This window comes from Psychrobacter sp. BF1, assembly GCF_019279065.1.
GTDB classification, from domain to species: Bacteria; Pseudomonadota; Gammaproteobacteria; order Pseudomonadales; family Moraxellaceae; genus Psychrobacter; species Psychrobacter urativorans.
On record NZ_JAGYWV010000009.1, the window covers coordinates 77,358 to 99,701 of the forward strand.

18 protein-coding genes are annotated in these 22,344 nt (G+C 41.8%); 4 read left to right on the forward strand and 14 right to left on the reverse strand.

Annotated features, from left to right (window positions below; genetic code table 11):
• Positions 1-225: 225 nt before the first annotated feature.
• The 12 genes from lpxC to KZA12_RS11020 form a co-directional block, all read right to left on the reverse strand.
• Positions 226-1,143 (reverse strand): UDP-3-O-acyl-N-acetylglucosamine deacetylase, encoded by a 918-nt coding sequence (gene lpxC, locus KZA12_RS10965; RefSeq protein ID WP_218690250.1) that lies wholly within the window; start codon positions 1,141-1,143, stop codon positions 226-228.
• A gap of 456 nt (positions 1,144-1,599) precedes the next feature.
• Positions 1,600-2,787 carry a cell division protein FtsZ gene (gene ftsZ, locus KZA12_RS10970; protein WP_201623509.1) on the reverse strand — a complete coding sequence of 396 codons (1,188 nt, stop codon included), beginning with the start codon at positions 2,785-2,787 and terminating at the stop codon, positions 1,600-1,602.
• A 171-nt stretch (positions 2,788-2,958) separates the two neighbouring features.
• Positions 2,959-4,251: a cell division protein FtsA gene (gene ftsA, locus KZA12_RS10975; RefSeq protein ID WP_201623508.1), complete on the reverse strand. Its 1,293-nt coding sequence runs from the start codon at positions 4,249-4,251 to the stop codon at positions 2,959-2,961.
• A 157-nt stretch (positions 4,252-4,408) separates the two neighbouring features.
• Positions 4,409-5,389: a cell division protein FtsQ/DivIB gene (locus KZA12_RS10980; protein ID WP_373416614.1), complete on the reverse strand. Its 981-nt coding sequence runs from the start codon at positions 5,387-5,389 to the stop codon at positions 4,409-4,411.
• A 449-nt stretch (positions 5,390-5,838) separates the two neighbouring features.
• Entirely contained in the window at positions 5,839-6,924 is a 1,086-nt protein-coding gene (locus tag KZA12_RS10985; RefSeq protein WP_256932944.1) for a D-alanine--D-alanine ligase, read from the reverse strand.
• Positions 6,925-6,991: 67 nt separating this feature from the next.
• Complete coding sequence (murC, locus tag KZA12_RS10990) at positions 6,992-8,431, reverse strand: UDP-N-acetylmuramate--L-alanine ligase (RefSeq protein ID WP_218690251.1); 1,440 nt, start codon at positions 8,429-8,431, stop codon at positions 6,992-6,994.
• A gap of 61 nt (positions 8,432-8,492) precedes the next feature.
• Complete coding sequence (gene murG, locus KZA12_RS10995; protein ID WP_218690252.1) at positions 8,493-9,578, reverse strand: undecaprenyldiphospho-muramoylpentapeptide beta-N-acetylglucosaminyltransferase; 1,086 nt, start codon at positions 9,576-9,578, stop codon at positions 8,493-8,495.
• A gap of 313 nt (positions 9,579-9,891) precedes the next feature.
• Positions 9,892-10,863 (reverse strand): glutathione synthase, encoded by a 972-nt coding sequence (gene gshB / locus KZA12_RS11000; protein ID WP_201623505.1) that lies wholly within the window; start codon positions 10,861-10,863, stop codon positions 9,892-9,894.
• A gap of 206 nt (positions 10,864-11,069) precedes the next feature.
• Positions 11,070-11,783, reverse strand: coding sequence for an orotate phosphoribosyltransferase (gene pyrE, locus KZA12_RS11005; protein ID WP_201623504.1), 714 nt, complete (start codon positions 11,781-11,783; stop codon positions 11,070-11,072).
• A gap of 213 nt (positions 11,784-11,996) precedes the next feature.
• Positions 11,997-13,028, reverse strand: a complete 1,032-nt coding sequence (locus KZA12_RS11010) for a hypothetical protein (RefSeq protein WP_218690253.1) — start codon at positions 13,026-13,028, stop codon at positions 11,997-11,999.
• Positions 13,029-13,160: 132 nt separating this feature from the next.
• On the reverse strand, positions 13,161-14,003 hold the full coding sequence (locus tag KZA12_RS11015) for an SDR family oxidoreductase (protein WP_218690254.1): 843 nt from the start codon (positions 14,001-14,003) through the stop codon (positions 13,161-13,163).
• Between the two features lie 73 nt (positions 14,004-14,076).
• On the reverse strand, positions 14,077-16,377 hold the full coding sequence (locus KZA12_RS11020; protein WP_218690255.1) for a DUF4105 domain-containing protein: 2,301 nt from the start codon (positions 16,375-16,377) through the stop codon (positions 14,077-14,079).
• A 218-nt stretch (positions 16,378-16,595) separates the two neighbouring features.
• Here KZA12_RS11020 and ampD point away from each other — a divergent pair, with 218 nt between their 5' ends.
• The 3 genes from ampD (at position 16,596) to KZA12_RS11035 (ending at position 19,608) form a co-directional block, all read left to right on the forward strand.
• Positions 16,596-17,207: a 1,6-anhydro-N-acetylmuramyl-L-alanine amidase AmpD gene (gene ampD / locus KZA12_RS11025; protein ID WP_218690256.1), complete on the forward strand. Its 612-nt coding sequence runs from the start codon at positions 16,596-16,598 to the stop codon at positions 17,205-17,207.
• 164 nt (positions 17,208-17,371) lie between these two features.
• On the forward strand, positions 17,372-18,922 hold the full coding sequence (murJ, locus tag KZA12_RS11030) for a murein biosynthesis integral membrane protein MurJ (RefSeq protein WP_201623499.1): 1,551 nt from the start codon (positions 17,372-17,374) through the stop codon (positions 18,920-18,922).
• 80 nt (positions 18,923-19,002) lie between these two features.
• On the forward strand, positions 19,003-19,608 hold the full coding sequence (locus KZA12_RS11035; RefSeq protein ID WP_218690257.1) for a hypothetical protein: 606 nt from the start codon (positions 19,003-19,005) through the stop codon (positions 19,606-19,608).
• A 68-nt stretch (positions 19,609-19,676) separates the two neighbouring features.
• Here the strand turns inward: KZA12_RS11035 and KZA12_RS11040 are convergent, their stop codons facing one another.
• A complete protein-coding gene (locus KZA12_RS11040) occupies positions 19,677-20,267 on the reverse strand; it encodes a GNAT family N-acetyltransferase (RefSeq protein WP_256932945.1) in 591 nt (196 codons plus the stop codon).
• 336 nt (positions 20,268-20,603) lie between these two features.
• On the opposite strand from KZA12_RS11040, the gene ribF reads away from it, so the two are divergent.
• A complete protein-coding gene (ribF, locus tag KZA12_RS11045) occupies positions 20,604-21,713 on the forward strand; it encodes a riboflavin biosynthesis protein RibF (protein WP_218690259.1) in 1,110 nt (369 codons plus the stop codon).
• A gap of 232 nt (positions 21,714-21,945) precedes the next feature.
• On the opposite strand, the gene KZA12_RS11050 is transcribed toward ribF, so the two are convergent.
• Positions 21,946-22,185: a DUF2789 family protein gene (locus tag KZA12_RS11050; protein ID WP_201623495.1), complete on the reverse strand. Its 240-nt coding sequence runs from the start codon at positions 22,183-22,185 to the stop codon at positions 21,946-21,948.
• Positions 22,186-22,344: the final 159 nt, after the last annotated feature.

The following is a 22,344-nucleotide window of genomic DNA, read 5'->3' on the forward strand; positions in this document are numbered from 1 at the left end:
ATCTTTTATAGTTTTTGAATAATAAAAAAGTCGTCCTCTCTTTATATGCATTATATGAATATAAAGAGAGGACGACTTTTTGCTAGGCGAAGGGTTTATATGGCTTAGGATAGAGCTATTCATCAATTATTTACTTAGCTAAAAATTGACATTTTAGCGCTAATTAATTGCACAAGGCATGTAATCTTACGTAATTGTTGCGATACATCCTGTATATTCGTGTATTCATCCTTCAATACTTAGGCTACTCAAAGGTAAATATTCGATAGGACAACTTACATTGTCATCAAAAGTTACAATTTCGAAGCTACTTTTGTCTGAAAGAATCTCGCGCACTAGCAAATTGTTTAATGCATGGCCTGATTTATAAGCATTAAAACGACCAATTATTGGATAGCCAATCAAATATAAATCACCTAGCGCATCTAATATTTTATGACGAACAAATTCGTCAGCATAACGCAAACCTTCAGCGTTGAGGATTTTTGCGTCATCGATGACGATGGCATTGTCCATGCTGCCACCTAACGCCAAATTATTACTACGCAGTGTTTCAATATCGCTTAAAAAGCCAAAAGTGCGAGCAGAGCTTAACTCTTCGATAAAGTTTTGGGTAGAAAAGCATAATTGGGCATGCTGATGGTTCTTATCAAAAGCAGGATGATCAAAATCTATTTCGAAGTTTAATTCAAAGCCATCATAAGGACGCAGTTCTGCCCATTTATCGTCAACTTTCACTTTTACGGGCTTAACGATTCTTAGGAACCTCTTAGCAGCTTCTTGCTCACGAAAACCAGCTTGTAGCAATAGCCCTACAAAAGGAGAAGCACTACCATCCATAATTGGAATTTCGCTAGCAGATACTCGAATTAACAGATTATCAACCCCAACACCTGCGATGGCGCTAAGTAAATGTTCGACAGTACCCACACGCGTACCACCGAACACTAAGTTCGATGACATCATAGTGTCTTGTACTAAAAAAGCACTAGCAGGAATAGGAGCGCTACCGATGATATCAGAACGCTCAAAGACTACGCCAGTATTAATAGGTTGTGGATGAAACTCTAGATCGACAGGCTCGCCACTATGCAGACCGATGCCGGTTATGGCTATAGCTGTTTTTATAGTTCGTTGATTCATGGCTACTCTCTCACATATTTTGTTACAATTGCCATAGTGTACCATTAGCTACCCCTAATCCGCTATAGGTACAAATCGTTAATTTGCTCATTACTTATATTGAGTGGCTAAATCAACAACCATTTATTATAAAATTTGGCTCAGTAAGAGGGCCACTAGGCAATTACTGACTAATTAGCAACCAACAACTAAATAGTTAAATAAACAACGAAAATAGCCATTAATGGAGCATTAAACCGTCAATTAGCTGCAAAAATTCAAAAAAAAGCTAAAAAAAAGCCAACGACGAAGCGTTGGCTTTTTTGATAACTATTGATAACAACCAATAACTACAGCGATATATAACTAATGGTTATAAACAATACTATATTGCTAAATAATAGCTATTAATAGTATTCCACTAAATTATTACAGTTGCTACCACTAACTTGTAAATAATGACTATCAGTTTTAGCCTTACTTATTTTGTTGACGCTTTAAGTAGTCTTGAATACTGTTAGTTTTGGTAGCTTGATGCTCTTGGATTGCGCCAGGACGAGTAATATTGTCTTGGAAAGTCTGAGTTTTCGACTGTTTTTGACTATTCAAAGCACTAGTATGCAAATTAGGATCAACTGACTGATTACTAGTCACTGAAGGTATTGGTGCTACGACTTCAGTTAAGTCTTCATTCAAAGTCAATCCAGTAGCAATAACCGTAACATGCAGATCATCACCCATCTCTTCATCAATTACTGAACCATAGAAGATGTTAGCGTCGTCATTATCAGTGATACCTTCAACGATTTCGCTGATTTGGTTGAATTCATCTAAAGATAAAGACTCAGATGAAATAACGTTAACTAATAAGCCTTTAGCGTTTTCTAGGCGTAGATCATCAAGTAATGGTGATCTGATGGCTTTTTCTGTGGCTTGACGAGCACGATCATCGCCGCTTGCACGACCAATACCCATCATCGCATGACCTTTAGCAGTCATTGCGGTACGGATATCGTTAAAGTCAATATTGATAAGCCCTTCACGAGCGATAGTTTCAGCTATACCTTGTACAGCATGCAATAGCACATCATCAGCTTTTTTGAAGGCATCCTGCATTGAAATATTGCCGTAGATGCTCATTAACTTATCATTAGGGATAGTAATAATAGAGTCGACAAAATTGGTTAACTGCTCGATACCAGCTTTAGCCGCTTTGATGCGCTTGCCCCCTTCAAATTTGAAAGGGGTAGTGACGACAGCAACCGTCAAAACTTCCATCTCTTTGGCAATACGTGCGACTACTGGAGCAGCCCCTGTACCAGTACCGCCACCCATACCAGCAGTAATAAACACCATGTCTGAGTGTTCAAGTAAAGTGCGAATAGCTTCTTCTTCGCTCTCAGCAGCTTCACGTCCTACTTCTGGATTAGCGCCTGCACCAAGACCGCGGTTACTCTTAGCACCTAATTGTAACTTGTGCGGTGCCGTTAAGCGATCAAGCGCTTGTTTATCTGTATTAGCACAGACGAACGTCACCCCTTTTATACCCTGTTGCACCATGTGTTCAACTGCATTACCGCCGCCGCCGCCGACACCGAATACGATAAAACGTGCTTGGCCATTACTTTGAGGTTGGTTGTCATGTGGCATGGTGTATTTTGACATAAAAAGATTCTCCAGTTGCAGATAGCATGATGGTCGATACGTAATGACGCTTATACAACGTGCTATCGACTGACTATATATAAATGTAGGTAAATAAATCGAAATAAATAAGGGTCTAAATAACAGTTAGCATTCATATAATTGGTTATGAGCGCTAGCTGTAGTAACTATCTATAATATTTTTTTGAGCACACTACTAAAACGTTGGCCAACACCTTGAAAAACATTCTTTACCCGTCGCTGCTTGGCAGCTTCCGGCTCACTTTGCTCACTGTGGCGGAACTGTTCACTCTGACTATATAGTAGAGTACCAAAGGCGGTCTGATAAGCACTGTCATGTATTTGATCATTAAGCTGCTTAAACGAAGCGTCATTATCAAAATGGTTATAAGCACTAATTGCAGGATGGGTATTGGTCAATACTACTGGCATTTTCAATAGCTTTTTGGCAAAAGGTACCATGCCTTTAATAGCACTACCGCCGCCAGTAAGTACAAAACCGCGATCAAGGTAATGTAGCAGATCTACCTCATGTAGCTGACGCGCCACTTCAGTAAATATCTGCACATAACGTGCTTCAATAATTTGCGCTAAGCTGTAAGTATGTACATTAAGCGCATCGCTCGATCCTTGCGTCTTATATAACAAGAATACGCTAGGATCTATACTATTGATATCCGCAGTACCATGCAATTTTTTCAGCTTTTCAGCTTCTATCATTGAAATACCAAAGTCTGCTGATATATCCATAGTTACCGCATGGCTACCGATAGCAATACAATGAGTGAATATTAGTTTGTTTTCTTTATAGACGCAAATACTAGTTGTGCTCGCACCAATATCTATAAGACAAATACCTTGCTGACGCTCTTCACTCATTAGGCTATATTCAGCACTAGTCACTGCATCAAAGACCACGTGATCAATACCAACGTCACAACTCTGTAGTAGTTTTTGAATATTTTGACGACTGACCACAGGCATCATCATCATGTGATACATAACGCTGATGTTTTTAGCTAACATCTCGATAGCGTCATCAACGATATTGTCTTGATCATCAACATAGACGCCTTGCTGACAGCAATGCATCAAGTAATAATCCGCTGGCAAGTCCTTTGATTTAGCGTTAGCCAAGGCTTTTACCATGTCTTTAGCGCTAACTATATCATCTTCAACCAGCACGCTGCCGACGCTATTCTTGCTAGATAGCTCAGGTGTTGACAGCGTCAACCATACGCTATGAACTCGGCAATTTGCGACATCTTCGGCTTCTTGAATGGCTTGCTTAATAGCGCTTTGTAAACGTTCACGATGCTTAATCTGGCCTTGGTAAAAGTCACTGTTTTTGACTTGCCCAACGCCCATAATGCGGATGTCTTTTTCAGACACGACGCTGCCGATCACTACATAAACTGCAGTGGCACTTAGATGAACTACAACTAGATTTTCAGTATTTTTCATGGTACCAGACAAATTATCGCTAAACAGGGAACCATATGACGTCCCCATTAAATCATCAAAAAAGTGTTTTGGGCTATTATCTAAATAAATGTAATATTATTCGTCTATTTACCCAGTTTTATAAAGGCTATAACCTACAATTAATTATCCGCTACAATCAGGGTCTGTTAGTAGGGTCAACCTCAGTAGTAGAAATGTCAGTAGTAGCAACCTTAGTATCAACTTTGCTGCTAGTCACTTGAGTACTATCAGGCTTAGTGTTATCGACTTTGCTACTAGTCACTTTAGTACTATCAACCTTAGTGCTATCGACTTTGCTGCTAGCATCAGTAGCATCGGTAGTCGCTACTACGGGTTCAATCGCATGCCAAGTAATAGTAAAGCCATTCTTATAACGCAGATCCACTGACTGAACCTCATCACGGCGACTACTTAACTGATTACCCAATAACTGACTAAGATTAAGTAATTTTTGTGCTGTATTTTCATTATCAACTATCACTCGTAGACCGTTATCAAAACGAATCAACCAAGTCATGCGTTTAGTTAAGATAATATCCTCTACTTGCATGTCAATAGGAGCATACCAATCATTAACTTGCTGCATTTGTTGCATGATAACGGGTGCTTGGTCAACTTCACCTTGCAAATTAGCAAAGCTTTGTTGGCGTAAGTCTTTATTATCGGTAGGTACAAACACTACGCCTTTGGCATCTACTAAACGCTCAGTACCAAAATTAGCAATAGCTTGCTTGGGCAGCGCAGTAATAACAATACCTTGTTGCCAATCACGAGTTACGCTCACTTGATCAACCCAAGCCATACCTATAACTATGTCGCGCAAAGCTTGCAGATCAGTAGTAAAAAAACTACTAACCTTCTGTTGGTCCATAGCTTGTTTTAAGGTCTGGTATTGAGTGCTAGTCAAGCCTTCACTACTTACTTGAATAGCGGCAGGTGGTGCATCTCGTAAAGCTTTCGCACCCATTATCAATATCAGTAGTAATAAACCAATAAATAGTGCCATAAAAAAATATTTGGCTGAACTTGGCATTGACAACTTAGACTTCGAACGAAGGGTGTCATTACTCATCAAGTCATTTACTTCATTGACAGCTTGAGCCATGATGGTATTCACCCCTAATTTACTTTTGCTAATATTGAGTTACTTTTGAGACTACAGCTTTACTAATTTATCACTAAATCTAAACTTCTATCATAGCCCATTATAAACGAATAACTATAAGTCACTTAAGAAAATATTCATAATAAACATGTGATAAGCGCTAACATATAATCAATGATTAGCATTTATTTAGTCGAATTAAATCATTAATAATCTAAATATTCGGTTAATTACATGTCATTTATTTAGTAGTCAACTTTAGTTATCGAGCCTAGTGGTTAAAATTGTGACATATCATATACTTAACTACCAAAACAAGTCAATCTTTATCAGAGTAGCAGAGTTATGGCAATCTTAACGTATTTTGACGTTAAACAATAGCCTAACCCGTGCTATGACTATTGAATTTACACAAGTTTACATGAAGTTGTGCTATATCAACTCTAATCAAGCATTACTGCTTATATAGTTTGCGCTAAAATATGCCAGCATAACTGATCAAAGTCCATTCCACGAGCCTTAGCTGCCATCGGCACTAAACTATGACTAGTCATTCCAGGAACGGTATTGATCTCTAGCAACCAGAAATTACCTTGCTGATCTTGCATAGCATCCACTCGGCCCCAGCCTTTGGCGTCTACCGCACGGAACGCTGCAAGACTTAGAGCTTGAAGATGCTGTTCTTCACTAGCACTTAGGCCACAGGGAATATAGTAGCCGGTATCATTACGATTGTACTTAGCGTCAAAATCATAGAAGTTAGTAATATCTGCTGGCTCTAACCGGATAACTGGATAAGCTTCATCATCGACGATAGCGATAGTGAATTCGCGGCCAGTAATCCAACGCTCAGCCATTACCGCATCGCCGCAACCGATAGCCGTTGCATAAGCTGCTGGTAGCTCGTCTAAATTATTGACCTTAGTCATCCCTATACTAGAACCTTCGTGAACTGGCTTGATAATGAGCGGTAGACCCAACATATTAACCACTTGCTGCCAATCAGTATCTGCAGTTAATAATGCAAAAGGGGCTGTCGCCAAACCACACCCTTGCCATAGCTGTTTGGTACGAACTTTATCCATACCTAAAGCTGAGGCTAGGATGCCAGATCCAGTTTGCGGGATATCTAACCATTGTAACATCCCTTGCAGTACACCGTCTTCACCGCCACGACCATGCAGCACATTAAACACCCGATCATAGGCCATTAGATCGGTAATCTGTTGATATTTAGGATCGAAGTGAGTAGCGTCAACACCCTGATTCTGTAAAGCTAGTAATACAGCGGCTCCACTATCTAAAGAAACACTGCGCTCATTGCTGTTGCCACCATATACCACAGCTACTTTGCCGAATTCGCTAGCATCTTTTACTTTACTAACTATTGGCTGTTGCTGAGTTTTTACCACTGCTGCTAATGCCAATTCTGGCTTCTGTATTTTAGTGGCATCATGGTTAGCACTGTTATTTTGCTCATTAGCAGCAGCATCAACGCCGTCTAGATTAGGCTGATTCGAGCTTTCTTTATTATTATTACCGCTCATATGAATAACTCCTATAATTTTAAGACCCACGGTTAAGCGCTTAGGTTGTTTAATGTTTGTTAAAATCTTATTTGAGGTATAGACCATTGGCTACCAAATCGATAGCTATTTGCCCTACATTACCAGCACCTTGGGTAATAAGCATATCATTTGCTTGTAATAAGCGCTGCATCACTGGCGCGATATTGGCTTTATCGACGATAGTCGGCTCAACAGCGCCACGCAGACGGATACTACGTGCTAATGACTTAGTATCAGCGCCAGTAATTGGGCTCTCACCTGCCGAATAAACGTCTAGTAATAATAATTCGTCAACACTCGATAACACTTCAACGAAGTCATCAAAACAGTCACGAGTACGGCTGTAACGATGAGGCTGGAACATCATTACTAAACGGCGCTCAGGGAAGCTTTGTCGTGCAGCTTTGATAGTAGCATCGACCTCTTTTGGATGATGGCCATAATCATCGATTAGTAGCACATCACCATTATCAACGGCGATAGGGCCATGTTGCTCAAAACGACGGCCTACCCCTTCAAACTTCTGTAGTGCCCGCTTGATTGCTTCGTCATCAACGCCTTCATCGCTAGCCATAGTAATAGCAGCAAGCGCATTGTACACATTATGAATACCCGGAATATTCAAGGTCAAACGTAGTGGCTCATGATCACGGCGTAGCACAGTAAAATGGGTCTTAGTGCCTTCAACGACAACGTCAATCGCTTGCACGTCATTAAAAGGCTCAAGGCCAAAGGTCAGTACGGGACGACCTATATCATCGATCATAGCATAAAGCTCAGGATCATCGCCGCAGACTACTGCCAAACCATAAAAAGGCATGTTTTGCAAAAACTGAATATAAGCGGCTTTTAGTTTATCGAAGCTGTTGTCATAAGTTTCCATGTGATCTTGGTCGATATTAGTCACAATCGCCGCCATCGGATGCAAGGACAAGAATGAGGCATCAGACTCATCCGCTTCAGCAATCAAAAAGCGACTACTGCCTAATGCAGCATTTTTTCCTGAGGCATTGAGCTTGCCACCTATCACATAAGTGGGATCAAGATTCCCCTCATTCATCATAGTGGTTAGTAAGCTGGTCGTCGTCGTTTTACCATGCGCACCTGCAACCGCAATACCGTGACGATAACGCATCAATTCACCGAGCATGTCAGCACGACGCACTACTGGTAGACGAGCTTTAAGGGCCGCTTCAATTTCAGGGTTGCTACGATCAATCGCTGATGACACTACTATCACATCGGCATTAGAGATATTTTTTGAATCATGCCCAATAAATATCTCAATACCTATCTGCTGCAGACGACTAGTGACTGGACTTTGCACAATATCTGAGCCGCTGACTCTATAACCTTGGTTGTTCATGACCTCAGCGATACCACACATTCCCGAACCGCCAATACCAACGAAATGCAAATGCTGAATACGGCGCATTTCTGGAATCTCAATAAGGCGTTTAGGTAAAGCTTTTGCAGATGTGGACATAACAGAGTCTCTTTATAAAAGTCGATAAAATATAGTTAGATAAGTAGTCAAAAAGTACAGCTTATAGTGCTTGCCATATAAGTTCTGCCACTTGTTGACTGGCAGTACGGTTGGCAAGGGCATGACCTTTACTAGCCATAGCTAAGCAAGCCGCTCGATCTAAAGCTAGCAGTTCAGTGCTCAGACGGCTAGGCGTTAACTCAGCTTGCGGCAATAATAGCGCTGCATCATGTGTAGTCAGAGTGCGCGCATTGGCCGTTTGATGATCATCAACGGCATGTGGCAAAGGTACAAAAATCGCTGCAATGCCGACGTTTTGGATCTCAGTGACCGTCAAGGCACCAGCGCGACAAACAATGATATCGGCCCAATTATAAGCGGCTGCCATATCATCAATAAAAGGCTGTACGCTAAACTCATGAGCGCTTAGATCTTCATTATCATAAGCCGCTTGGGTAGCAGCCTCATTGTTACGGCCGCATTGATGACGTACTGAAAAGGGCTTATCTATCAAGGCTAAGGCTTTTGGTACTGTGTCATTAAGTACTTGCGCTCCTAGCGAGCCGCCTACTACTAACAAACGCAGTGGGGTTTGATCCGCTATATCATAACGTAGCGTTGGCGCGGCAACACCAGTGATAGTATTACGCACCGGATTACCAACGGTTTCTAGCTTGGCATCGAGCTTACTATCTGCAAAGGTGTTCTCAAAAGCTTGCAGTACTTTGCTAGCGATTTTGGCTAAATAACGATTGCTCATGCCAGCGATAGCATTTTGCTCATGAATGATCAGTGGCGTACTAGTCATGCGTGCTGCAATGCCTCCAGGTGCAGTAACGTAGCCACCAAAGCCTACTACTATCTCTATGTTGTTGCCACGAATAATTTTGGCTGCGGCCATGGTAGCCGACAACAGAGTGATTGGCATCTTAAACAGGCGACCTATACCTTTGCCACGTAGTCCTTGCATGGCAATAGGATGGAAGGTATAACCGGTAGGCTGTACTAAGCCATTTTCCATACCAGTTGCCGTACCTAACCAATGAATCACCGCGCCGCGCTTAACCAACTCTTCGCTAACGGCTAACGCTGGGAATACATGACCACCAGTGCCAGCAGCCATCATCAATATATGCGGTGTCTTCATGAATGCCTGCCTATCTTATCTTTACTAATGAATATTAGGATCTCTAAACTGTTGCTGACTTTCAGGGTGCAAAAGCACGCATAGTATAGAGTAAATTATCTATAAATATATAACGTTTTTTAAGCTAAATATTTAGCTGCTATTTTGTAGTAATAAGCGCTAAAAATGATCAAATATTGATCGTATTTCTTTGCTTTTTACTAGCTCATTACACCTTAACGTTTAACTATAGATTACTGCCAAAAACTTATTAAAAAACGCTTATATCAGTTGATAAAACCAGTCTTAAGGCCAGTCAAAAAACAACAAGCTTCTAACGGTTCTGATGGCGTGCTTCTACCGCTATAATAAAGTCAGTTGCAATATCAGTACCGCACTGATCATCGATCTCGCGTACACAAGTAGGGCTAGTGACATTAATCTCAGTAATACGGCCACCGATCAGATCTAGTCCTACGAACATCAAGCCTTTTTGTTTGACGATAGGCGCTACTATTTCAGCCACTTTACGTTCAGCATCAGTTAATGGCATGGCGACTCCACTACCCCCTGCTGCTAAGTTACCTCGAGTTTCGCCTTTGCTAGGAATTCGAGCTAAGCAATAATCTACTACTACTCCATCGACAATCAACACTCGCTTATCACCTTGTTTAATCTCTGGCAAATAGCGCTGTGCCATAATCGGTAAAGTTTCAAGCTCCGTCAAAACTTCGATAGTCACCCCAATATTAGGACTATCTGCTGTTAAACGGAAGATACCAGTGCCACCCATGCCATCAAGAGGTTTGACAATAACGTCTTGCTGCTCAGCGATAAACTGACGAATATGGGCCTGCTTACTAGTGACAATCGTTGGACTCATATAGTCACTAAACCAAGTCGCAAATAGCTTCTCATTACAGTCACGTACCGCTTGCGGATCATTAACCACTAGCACGCCAGCAGCCTTCGCATGATCTAACATATAAGTAGCATAGACAAAGCGCATATCGAACGGGGGATCTTTACGCATCAAAATTACGTCATAATCACTAACAGCGACGGTAGCCTTTTCGCCTAACGTATAAAAGTTCTCAGGATCACGCTGTACTGTTACTGGTTGCGAGTCTATCTTTAACTGTCCGCGATCCAGCCATAAGTCATGAATCTGACAATAGCCTAACTTGTGTCCACGATCTTGCGCAGACCACATCATCGCTAAGCTAGTGTCTTTTTTGTAATTTACTCGCTCGATAGGATCCATAATAACTAGGATATTTAAAGACTTTGCAGCAGATTGAGACATAGGAACGCTCGCTAGTAGTAACAGTAAACAACTGAATAATTGATGGTTTCAAAACAACAGTAGAAATAAACAAGGCTTCTGATTAATGCTAAATCTAAGTCTTTTCAGATTAGCTAAAGCTTTTCAAATACAAAGCCCTAGTAATAAAGAAGCATTAACGGTAAAAATATATTAGTCATATAAATAATTAGAGACACTTAAGGCGACTAAACTCCATATTGCTGGCGGTAATGCTGCATTTTCGCTAATTGACTGCCGTTTTCATGGGTATTATCTTTCGAGTTATCGCCAAGCGCTAAATAACTGATTAGATCGTCCATATCCACTAAAGTCAGTACTGGAACTTGTAAAGCAGAAGCTAATTCTTGAATAGCTGAATGCTCGCCTTGGCCTTTTTCTTTACGATCTAGAGCGACAATAATTCCTGCCACAGTAGCACCAGCCTGTTCTAGGATATCCAGTACTTCACGCATGGCGGTGCCTGCAGTAATAACATCATCTAATATCCACACCGACTTGCCACTGACATCAGCACCGACTAAGTTGCCCCCTTCGCCGTGGGATTTGACTTCTTTGCGGTTATAACCCCACTTAGCATTGATCCCATGATGCAGCCATAAGGCTTGTGCGGTTGCCGCTACAAAAGGAATACCTTTATAGGCTGCCCCAAAGATAACCAGCTCTTTATTATCTGCATTTTTATGCTGTTCGGCCAAGGCGTCAGCATAACCAGTTGCCAATAAGGATAACATCTCGCCCGAGGCTAGCAAGCCTGCATTAAAAAAGTAGGGACTAATACGTCCCGACTTGAGTACGAACTCACCGAATTTTAGTACTTGGTTGTCTAAAGCCAGCTGGATAAAGTGCTGCGCTGAAAATAAAGGGGTTTGAGCACTTCGAAGATTTTGAGTATCGGGCATTAGACAGTCCTGTTAGTGAATTTTAGGGTCAAAGCAGCAGTGAATTTTAGAATCATAATCCGTGTGTAATAAAGCTGTACAGCCAGCACTTGGCTATACACTCTACTATTAACTGCACTATTATTTCATAACTATAAAAATTTATAGCTTTTAAGCGTTAATTGTAAAAGCAACAAAAGCCGTCATTATAAATATCATTATAAAAATTGTCAGCTAAATTGACCAACCATTGATAGCATAATCTTGCATATTGGCATAGCGATTAAGAAGCGCGCAGCGTGAGGAGATATTAAAGTAGCAATTGCCATTCTTATCAGCTTGGATATCCCAGCCTAAATGATGAGCTGCTACGATAATATGTCCGCTAAACAGCCGAATCTGTCGATAGTGTTGACGGCTTGCTGGGGCGTTTCCCAACTGGCTAAGCAAGTAACTGCGTACATATTGACAGAGTTGCGCAGCACTGTAGCTTTTATTAATGGTTTTGCGCGTAGGGCATTGCTTTAGAGCATGCACAGCCACGCTACATGCCATAATATCAGTGGCCAAACTACCGCTACCAGTCTCAAACTCTTGCGGCTGCAATATCACTTGCCAATCATCAGCATAAAGACTGTTAAGCAACTCATCAGCATTATAGCGTTTTACTAAGGTGCGTAGCGTAGCTGACTTACTATCATGAGTGGCGGTATCTGTCAGTGGGCGGGCTTTAATAATGCTTTTGTTAGTCATATCAGTAGTCAAAAAACCAAAGCGAGTCAGTTTTGGATAGGCACTAATAGCGTTCTGAATATCTGCCATATCTATTAGCTGCATACTATCAATACTAGTGAGCAACGCCTGTTCACTAGCGTGATTAGGATCGTATCTATAATTTTGATAAAAGCTATCAGGCAACTCAATTAGCTGGGCCGCTTTGAGTAGCGCTAAATGCTCAGCCAAAGGTTCTGATGCTATCAAAGCCCATTTTGATAGACGTTCAGCAGCTGATTGCTGAAAGCGAGAGGACTTACCATAGAGCCGACGCAACTGACTATTCTCTCGTCGTGCTGGCTCTGGAATATCACTCAATGACCGTGCTGGATCAATCGGTGTCTGCTTAGGGTCAAAATTGGGATGCACTATAGCTGGCTGCTGATTAGTCGATAGACTCGATAGCTCAACACTATCTGCTACTGGCTTAGCTTCTTGATGTATGGCATGACTGCTAGGCAAACAATCATTAGAAGTATGGGGCTGAGTCATAGCATATCCGTGATACTTAAAAACATAAAATAGCAGTAACTTATAAATTAGCAGCCAGCTCAATAATAGCTACTGATACTCTAAGTCACCGTTTATACAATCTAAATAATATTATAATTCTTTCAACAGACTCTAATCCTGTTGATGCTGCAATATATCACTATACCCAGCTTGCCAATCGGCAAACTCAAGCCAAGCTAATGGAATATTGCTGTGTAAGCGCTTGCCGGTAATCGCTGTCTGCTTATCATCGACAATTGGCGGCGATTGTTGTAGCTGCTGACTTAGCCAAGCGCTCAATTGTAAGGTAGTCACTGGTAAATAATCAGTAGCCAAATAAAGCGACTTAGGTGCCTCAATGGTCAGTACTTTACTAATAATAGTGACCAAATCGCTATCCATGATCCGATTGCTCCAATCAGCGCTAGCTATAGGGTCTTTGTTGTCCTCTTTGACCTTACGTAAACGCATTAAACGCTGGCGTCCATAAATGCCACTAGGACGAATAATAACAGCTTTATCAGCAAAACCTTGTTGCAGCGCTTGCTCCGCCTGCAATATTACTTTTGAGGCATCACGCTCAGGAGTAGCTGGTGTCGTATTTTCGTCAATCCACTCGCCTTTATTTTGACCATATACACCTGTTGATGAGATGAATACTACACGCTCAAGTTTAGGTAACTGCTCAGCAAGCTGGACCAAATGCTGACAGATACTTAAATAGCTCTTATTATAACCGCTAGTTGAGTACTCATCAGGGGTGACGATAATAGTGATACAAGTAAAGTCTTGCAACTGTTCGGCACTGACTTTAAGCGCATCGGCTTGGATAAAATTTGCTTGCTCAGCTAAAGCGTAATCGCTACGCGCGCTGCGTGCAAGTCCAGTCACTGAGTAACCTTGTTGGGCAAGCTTATTAGTCACTGGTAAACCAATATCACCTTGACCGATAACTAGCCATTGCTGAGTGCTCATAAACGGTCCTTATTTATAATTGTTTTTGCTACGGTTATTAATAACTGTGTTTGATAATTAGCTTTGATAGTTCTTAAAAGTAACGCATGTAAGCTAATTTTATATCATCGTTAGCATCGACACGATCTTGCCAATCGTAGCTAGCATTGATACGTAGTGCTTGTTTTTTATCTATATCATATTGCAACCCAAGAGTAGTAATAGGCTGCCAGTAGCTACCCTGCGCATCTTCGTCACTGCTGCCATGATACCAATATGGCAGTTGCAATTCAGCTTGCGCACGTAACTGATTGTTAATCTGATAGACACAACCAGCATTGACCCCAGCACCTACACGGTAGCCTTTGCTAATTCCACGCCCACCTTGCACTGCTCCAGTAGCCAAGGCGTAACACAGCTGCGGCGGCATCTCAGCGCTTATTAAGCCTGATGACTCTGTGGCTGGCGTACCAAATGCCCACGATTTGCCGTATTCAAGGGTAGTACTAGCCACTAAATGATCAGTGCCATCTCGTCGCGAGCCATCATTAACCCGAGTGGCTTCGACACTGGCACCCCAAGTTTTACCTTTTTGGGCAGTATTGACTGGATTAAATGAGCGCCCACGAATCAAGGTAAAGTTCTGTAATTCGACCTTTCTTGGCTGCTCACCTTTATCGTTATGGTTATCATAAAAGCGCAGCGTTGCTTCAAGCCCTTCTAAGTCGAAGAACTGGTGAAATCCGGTAGGACGATCCAAAGTATCGTGAAAGCCTGCGCGTAGTCCGACATCGATATAGCTGTTGTCGCCACGATTACCTATGCCAATATGACCGCGCTGTAAAGAATGACGGTCAAGTGGATTATTATCTGAGGCAGCAATAGCTAACGGCAATAGCGTTTGGCCATCAGTAGCCATACTTGACGCCGGGTTGCTATCAACTGATTTAATAGCTTCAATCTCACTATTACTTAGCTGATGATAGCCTAGCTGGTCTTTGCTAGTAAGCTTGGCTTGTTGTTTTGCTTGATTTAACTGTGCTTGGCGCACGCTACTATCAGAAGGAGTAAAGCGACTGCTGGCTAGCAGCTGGTTTTTTTGTAGTAAGTTGACGACATCGGAGGGAATAACCGCGTACGGCAGCTGACTTAATAAGTGCTCATCGGGCCGTACCACATCGATCAGCCGTAAAATCTCAGAAGCGCAGTTATCTGTGGCAAAGTAATAAGGTAGCGCTAAGTCTTTAGTTTCCCAAACATGCAACATGATTTGCTGCACCTCATCCGGAGTCAAATTTAACTGATAAGTCCAACTATCCCGTTCGTCAGTTTTTAAATACTCTGCCAGCTTTTTTGGATAAGGATCAATCTCGATCAAATTATTATAGCGACCAGTCGCTGATTTTATGGCATAGAGGATAAAGTTATCAGAACTATCACCATCGACCGTATCATTAAGCGCATAAGCATGGTGAATTTGATTAAAATCTGCCGCACTAGCTGCTGAATCTATACGCATCAGAGTATGTCCAAACCCAGAGATGGGATTGTCTAGATATTCTTCAGCGAACATTACTGACAGCTGCGCAGGGGCTAGCTCTGTCATCCAAGCATCCAGCTTTGGGCAGTCAATCTGCAATTGAGCATCGTGAAAATTCAAACTATCCGTTAGCCATTTGACTCGCGCCGGAAAGCGACAAAGTACCGAATCATTTGCAGCAATGTGTGCATTACTGCTGGTGTTAGCAGTGCTGCGCGCCCTAGTGAACTCTTGCGCTAGTGCAACTAATGTCGCATCAAGTTCTGCAGCTGAATCTTGCTGACCAGTAGCGCTTAAAAAGAATTTTGGGTTGTCGATCATACTGTTATTTGTATTTTTGGTAAAAATACTTTTATTATCATCAATAAAATATAATAACCTGCGCCAAGTCGTATGCTGAGCTAAATTGTCCGCTTGCACTTGTTGACGCCAAGTCATGAGCAGCTGCTCAGCGTTGTTTGCTACTGCACTAGTACTAGCTTTAGAACTAGCAGCCGTAGCATTGCTATTGTTTGGTGCCTCATTAGTGACTTGCTTAGCGACTTGCTTAGCGACTTGCTTAGTGCCTTGATTAGTGACCTTACTAGCAGCAGTCAACGCTGGGTTTACATCGATTATTTTTGCCTTAGTTGCTAATGGCTGGGTTTCATCCGCTAATGCTCCTGTTGTCACTACTGATTCTGGAGTCGGTAAAAACGCTTGCGACTGTACAGTCAATAGTAAGCCGGCGATAGTAGCCGGTAAACGAGCACGCTTACTTATTCTAGCCCAACGACTTCTAGCGAAACTATCCTCGGCAACCTTAAAGTTAGCTTGCGGGTATGCGGATACTATTACATTAGGTGCTTTAGGCATAGAATAAATCCTCGTGCTTTATTAAAGTGTATTTGCTAAGGTTTACTGGTAATTTACAAATAAAAGCTTAGATAAATTTTGTTGATTTTCATGAACTTTGTCCATTATATTTATAATTAGTTATTAGCGTCGGTTGCTTAGTAATATTTTGCGCACTATCTTACTGATTAACTTGCTAACGATCTTGCTTTAAATCAATCTATATCTTAGAGAATACTATGCCAATATCAGCAAACCTGTCATTGTCAGCTGCTGCGATGACCATTAGTGAGGGGCACTTATCAGCAGCTACGTGGCTGTGCTCCCCTAATAGCAACTCGCGTCCTAATGACATCGATATCGATACTATCGTTATTCATAATATCAGCTTACCACCTAGTGAGTTCGGCGCTGCTGACGCCAATGGGACTCACTATGTCAAAGCGCTATTTACCAATCAACTAGACTGGCAAGCGCATCCTTATTTTCAAACTATAGAAGGCGCAGAAGTCTCGGCACATCTATTTATAGAGCGTGATGGCGCTATCACTCAATTCGTAAACTTTAATGAGCGGGCTTGGCATGCCGGTAGATCAAGTTATTTGGGCCGTACTCAATGTAATGATTATAGCATTGGTATCGAACTTGAAGGATCAGATTTTAGCCCTTTTACCGACCAGCAGTACCAAGTCTTGGCGCAAGTCATTAGCGCTATTTATCAGGCTTATCCTAAAACTTGCCAGCACTTGACTGGACACAGTGATATTGCTCCAGGACGTAAGACCGATCCAGGTGATTATTTTGAATGGGCTAAATTACGCGCCATGGTTACGCAAAATCGTATGGGCTAGTGTCCATCACTACCTTTATACCCGCCGAAAGCCATTCATTATTCTATGCTATAGATGAGCTATGAATATGCTATAGATAGGCTATAGATAGGCTATGAAAATGCTATAATCCGTCAGTTTTTTTGCAGTAGTCAATTATCAGACAAATTAGCGAATAGGTTCCCATGGCAAAAAGTCGATTATTTCGTTCCACGATGGTGGTCAGTAGCATGACCATGCTATCGCGTATCTTAGGTCTAGTACGTGATATCGTATTACTAGGGGTGTTTGGTGCAGGTGGGTTAATGGATGCCTTTTTGGTAGCCTTTAAGATCCCTAACTTTCTGCGACGTCTGTTTGCTGAAGGCGCATTTAGCCAAGCTTTCGTACCAGTATTATCTGAATACAAAGAAAAGTACAGCTTACAACAAGTTCAAATTCTAGTCAGTCGCACCTCAGGCGCACTGCTGCTTATTTTATCGATGCTCACTCTTGTGGTGATTTTGATTGCCCCTTGGGTAGTAACCTTGTTCGCTCCAGGTTTCGCTGATCAGCCCAATAAATTTGCGCTTACTGCTGAACTATTGCGCTTAACTTTTCCTTATTTATTATTTATTTCTATGACGGCCTTTGCCAGCGGCATTTTGCAGAGTTATGGGCGCTTTGCTGCTCCTGCTTTTGCACCAGTACTGCTGAACTTATGCATGATAGGTGCAGCGGTGGTTATTTCACCGATGTTAGACACGCCTATTATGGCGCTAGGCTATGCAGTGGCTATCTCCGGTCTACTACAGCTATTGATCCAATTGCCGCAGTTATCGCAACAAAAGCTATTAGTGATGCCTAAAATTGACTTCCAACATGAAGGCGTTAGGCGTATCTTAAAGCTGATGCTGCCAGCTATCTTTGGCGTGTCAGTTACCCAGATTAACTTACTCCTCAATACTATATTCGCCTCCTTAATGATTGGCGGTTCAGTATCTTGGTTATATGCTGCTGAGCGTATGAGCGAACTACCGCTAGGACTAATTGGGGTGGCTATTGGTACGGTTATCTTACCGAGTTTATCTAAAAGTGAGGCAAAAAAAGACGATGCTAGCTTTAAGAAAACTATCGATTGGGCGGCACGTTTAATCGTCGTCGTCGGTCTACCTGCTGCTGCTGCGCTATTCGTACTTGCTGATGTGTTGATGCAAGCGTTATTTTTACGTGGCGAATTCAGTTTACGTGATGCGCAAATGAGTGGTTTAGCGCTACGTAGTATGGCTGGTGGAATCTTAGGCTTTATGCTTATTAAAGTTTTTGCACCCGCTTTTTTTGCTCGTCAAGATATCAGAACGCCAGTCAAGATTGGTATTATTTCAGTATTTGCTAACATGATTTTTAGTGTGATCTTTATCGGTATTTTTTATCTGTTTGATATACCGCTGCATGGTGGCCTTGCGCTGGCAACTACTTTCGCCTCCTTTGTTAATGCCGGTTTGCTGTATTATTTCTTACATAAGCGTGATATTTTTCGCTTTGACAGCCATTGGAAAAAACTTTTTAGCCAGTTTTTGGCTGCTACCGTATCGATGGTGACAGCTCTATACTTAATGCTTCCTTACTTCCCAACTGATTCAGCGCAATGGAAGCGATTAGTGGCTTTATTGATTATCTGCACGGTAGGTGCCTTAGTCTACGCGGTAGTGCTAATCGCTAGTGGCTTTCGTCCACGCCAGCTTAGACACGGTTAAAGGGATACCAGTCACCAAAACAGGCTTAAGCTGTCCATTGGCTGTTACTATATAAATATATACGAATTCTGAGGTCTGCTATGAGAACCAAAACTTTAAAGTTACCATCACTACTAATAGCTAGCTTGTTAAGCACTGGCTTGCTGTTAAGTGGCTGTAGTAGTAATGATGTCGACGAAGTTAGTACTGAGGGCAACTCAGCTGATACGGTCGCTAACAAACAGAAGGCTGATAGTGCTACCAATAGCAGCAGTAATAGCACAGAAGAATCAGTAGCGGCCCCTAAAAGTGCCTCTAGCGATGCAACTACTGATCAGGCAGTTAGTGACGTTACCAATCCAGCACTTGCTACGGGTGAGCAGCCCAGTCTGGTCAATAACCCTACTGAAGCTGGCACCCCTGAAGATACGGTAAAACAAGCGCTCAACACTTTATATTATGGCGATGTTAAACAAGCAGCAACTTACTATAAAGTAGATCTAGCTAATTTTGAGCAAGAGCTTGCGAAGACCCAGTATGCTTTTCAGCAGACCGTAGAAGGCGTTACTATCACTAATACTAGCTATAATGAAGATAAGACCCGCGCTACTATAGACGGTGAGCTCATGCTAAAAGGTCAAAAACAACCCGCCCCGCTGTCTTATGAACTACAAAAAGTAGATGGCAAATGGAAAATACTAGGCTAAATAGCTGAGCAAACTTTTAATGAAGGTTGCAAGCAAGGTTTTGAGTAAGTATTTAACAAAACCTTGCGCTAGTCTTGGCTCTTAACCGCTATACCTAGCATCACTACATCCGCTATAAAGCCTTGCATATCGCAGACTTGGGGCATATAGCCCCACTGCTCAAAACCCAGCTTATGAAATAGTCCTAAGCTGGGTTTATTATGGGCGAAGACCAGAGCGACAATATTGCGAATACCTAAATTTGGTGCTTGCAAAAGCATCCAGCGGGTAAGCAAGCTGCCTAACCCTTGGCCATGATAATCACTATGCAAATAAATACTAATTTCGCTACTGATATGATAAGCCGGACGCGAGTACAAGTCGCTAAAACTGCCCCAAGCTACAATGATTGACGGTTGCTTATTTAGATTGTGTTCCTGGTTATGCTCTTCGCTGTTACTAGTTTTAACCACATAAATGGGCCGTGTAGGACTGTCAATATGCTCGCTAAACCAATCAGCGCGCTCTTCACAACTGACTGGCACTAAATTGGCCGTAGCTTGCTTACCAGCGATAGTTTGGTTATAAATAGCTAACACAACGGCTAGATCATCAGCAGTTGCGCGTTGAACTATAAATTTATCAGTTAGCCTTATTGGCTCAGCATGAAACTCACTCATAATAGCTCTCATAGTTAATATAGGGGTGTTGTCTTAATTATTGTAAGGGTTATTGCAGTATTTATTGACTCAGTTATAGACTTAATAAAGGGTGGGCCGTTAATCAGTATTCTAATAGCGACGATTAGAATAGTGAGTGTTGGAATAATCAGTGCTATAAAATAGCTATTAATGACGTCATCGGTTACCTTATTGACAATGTTATCGGTAATGTTACTGATAATGTCAGTAGTAATGTCACTGACGCTATTTTACTTTATAATGACTGGCTTTAAACCCTGCAAATCTATCTTGGCAGTGTTTTTATTTATTCGCTCTTATCGTAGCTGCAAACTTATGAATACCTATTTTCTTGAGCAACTAATTACCACATCAAACGCGATGCTGACGGACAATGATCCGTTGGCAGCGGCTAACTATCCGTCACAACTGACGCCTTGCGTGTTAACTATTGGCAATTTTGATGGTGTGCACTTAGGTCATCAAGCTATGCTGGCGCAAGTGCTTACTATAGCTAATGAGTCAAACTTGAGCTCAGCAGTGATGATATTTGAGCCACAGCCACGGGAGTTCTTTTCTCCTGATACTGCCCCTGCTCGCTTAACTAATTTAGCAGAAAAACAAGCCTTATTAGCTGAGCATGGCGTTGAGACCCTGATAGTAGTCAGTTTTGATAGCGACTTTCGTGCTTTATCGGCTAAGGCATTTGCTGATTTATTAGCCTTGCAGCTCAATGTACAAGCCTTAGTGTTAGGCGATGATTTTCGTTTTGGTCATGACCGCATTGGCGACAGTCAGTTTTTGCGTGATTATGGCTTGCAAGTGATTAACCTACATACGGTTACTGACACTAATCATAACGACAGTGACCACAGCGCGGTTGCTAACGATACTGCTGAATTGAACACTGCTGAGCGTATTAGCTCTACGCGAGTGCGTGACTTACTATTGGCTGGTGATATCAACGCTGCCAATAAGTTACTGGGTCGCGACTATACTATTACCGGATTAGTAGTCAGTGGTGATAAGATCGGGCGTACTTTGGACTTCCCTACTGCTAATATCGATTTGGCTCGTATTAAACCCGCTCTACATGGTATTTTCGCTGTTGATGTGGTTGCGCTCGATGATAAAGGTGAAGTTATCGCTGATGGGCTAAGCCAGTTTGCGACTAATGGCCAGAGCGGCGTGGCCGGTTTACAGCCGCATAGTCTATTTGGTACGGCTAGTATCGGCACTCGACCTTCAGTTGATAAGCCTCATGAATGGCGTTTAGAAGTACACTTTCCACAGTTGCAAGCCGACTTGTATGAGCAGACCTTGCAAGTACGTTTTTTGCATTTTTTGCATGGTGAACGTCACTATAACGGCTTAGAAGCTTTGAGAGCAGGGATACATAACGATGTGGCAGATTTATTAGTATGGCGACAACAGCAGCTTGACTAGCCTTATCCTAGGCTCATTTATAAAGTAACCTGTTTGCTCAGTGCTAGCGCTAAGTGACGATTCTATATAGCCTCTACACCGCTCGCATAAAAAACCCACAAAAAGCTCGTTTGTGGGTTTTTTTTGCATTATTAACTATGTAACTGGCGGTTGAAACTAATTATTTAAGATAATTAATTATTTAAGCCTAAGTGTTTGGGAGTAATTATTTAAAACTAAGGATTAATGCCCATTAAGCGGTAGGATGCAAACGTACATTCAACTCATCGATAATCTCTACCCATACTGCGTCTTTTTTCCATTCTTCTTGTAAGAACATACGTTGCTTCTCATCCCAAATTTTCGACTTTGTCAGCTCTTCGTCTTTGGCTAACTGGTTATTTTCAATAAAAGCATCAATAGCTGCGTCTGAGCTATCTAATCCTAATTGAGCAAATAAGTCGTTTATACTGTAACTTGGTTCACCTAACATTATCTCTCTCCTTTAATTTCGGCAATTATTTTTGTGTTTATTATCTCACTAATCAGCAACTATTGTAGCAAGGTAGATTAAACGATCTGTTATCCAACGTTACCAGTTATGTTAACGTTGTACTCTACTCTAAACTTGTATATCCGCAAAAAACTCTTA

Coding starts and splice junctions, on each gene's coding strand:
- KZA12_RS11010 (WP_218690253.1), bottom strand. CDS start 13,028: ATGACTCAGCCCCATACTTCTAATGATTGTTTGCCTAGCAGTCATGCC.
- ampD (WP_218690256.1), top strand. CDS start 16,596: ATGCCAATATCAGCAAACCTGTCATTGTCAGCTGCTGCGATGACCATT.
- KZA12_RS11015 (WP_218690254.1), bottom strand. CDS start 14,003: ATGAGCACTCAGCAATGGCTAGTTATCGGTCAAGGTGATATTGGTTTA.
- murC (WP_218690251.1), bottom strand. CDS start 8,431: ATGTCCACATCTGCAAAAGCTTTACCTAAACGCCTTATTGAGATTCCA.
- KZA12_RS11035 (WP_218690257.1), top strand. CDS start 19,003: ATGAGAACCAAAACTTTAAAGTTACCATCACTACTAATAGCTAGCTTG.
- murJ (WP_201623499.1), top strand. CDS start 17,372: ATGGCAAAAAGTCGATTATTTCGTTCCACGATGGTGGTCAGTAGCATG.
- murG (WP_218690252.1), bottom strand. CDS start 9,578: ATGAAGACACCGCATATATTGATGATGGCTGCTGGCACTGGTGGTCAT.
- KZA12_RS11020 (WP_218690255.1), bottom strand. CDS start 16,377: ATGCCTAAAGCACCTAATGTAATAGTATCCGCATACCCGCAAGCTAAC.
- ftsA (WP_201623508.1), bottom strand. CDS start 4,251: ATGAAAAATACTGAAAATCTAGTTGTAGTTCATCTAAGTGCCACTGCA.
- KZA12_RS11050 (WP_201623495.1), bottom strand. CDS start 22,185: ATGTTAGGTGAACCAAGTTACAGTATAAACGACTTATTTGCTCAATTA.
- KZA12_RS10985 (WP_256932944.1), bottom strand. CDS start 6,924: ATGAGCGGTAATAATAATAAAGAAAGCTCGAATCAGCCTAATCTAGAC.
- ftsZ (WP_201623509.1), bottom strand. CDS start 2,787: ATGTCAAAATACACCATGCCACATGACAACCAACCTCAAAGTAATGGC.
- KZA12_RS11040 (WP_256932945.1), bottom strand. CDS start 20,267: ATGAGTGAGTTTCATGCTGAGCCAATAAGGCTAACTGATAAATTTATA.
- ribF (WP_218690259.1), top strand. CDS start 20,604: ATGAATACCTATTTTCTTGAGCAACTAATTACCACATCAAACGCGATG.
- lpxC (WP_218690250.1), bottom strand. CDS start 1,143: ATGAATCAACGAACTATAAAAACAGCTATAGCCATAACCGGCATCGGT.
- pyrE (WP_201623504.1), bottom strand. CDS start 11,783: ATGCCCGATACTCAAAATCTTCGAAGTGCTCAAACCCCTTTATTTTCA.
- gshB (WP_201623505.1), bottom strand. CDS start 10,863: ATGTCTCAATCTGCTGCAAAGTCTTTAAATATCCTAGTTATTATGGAT.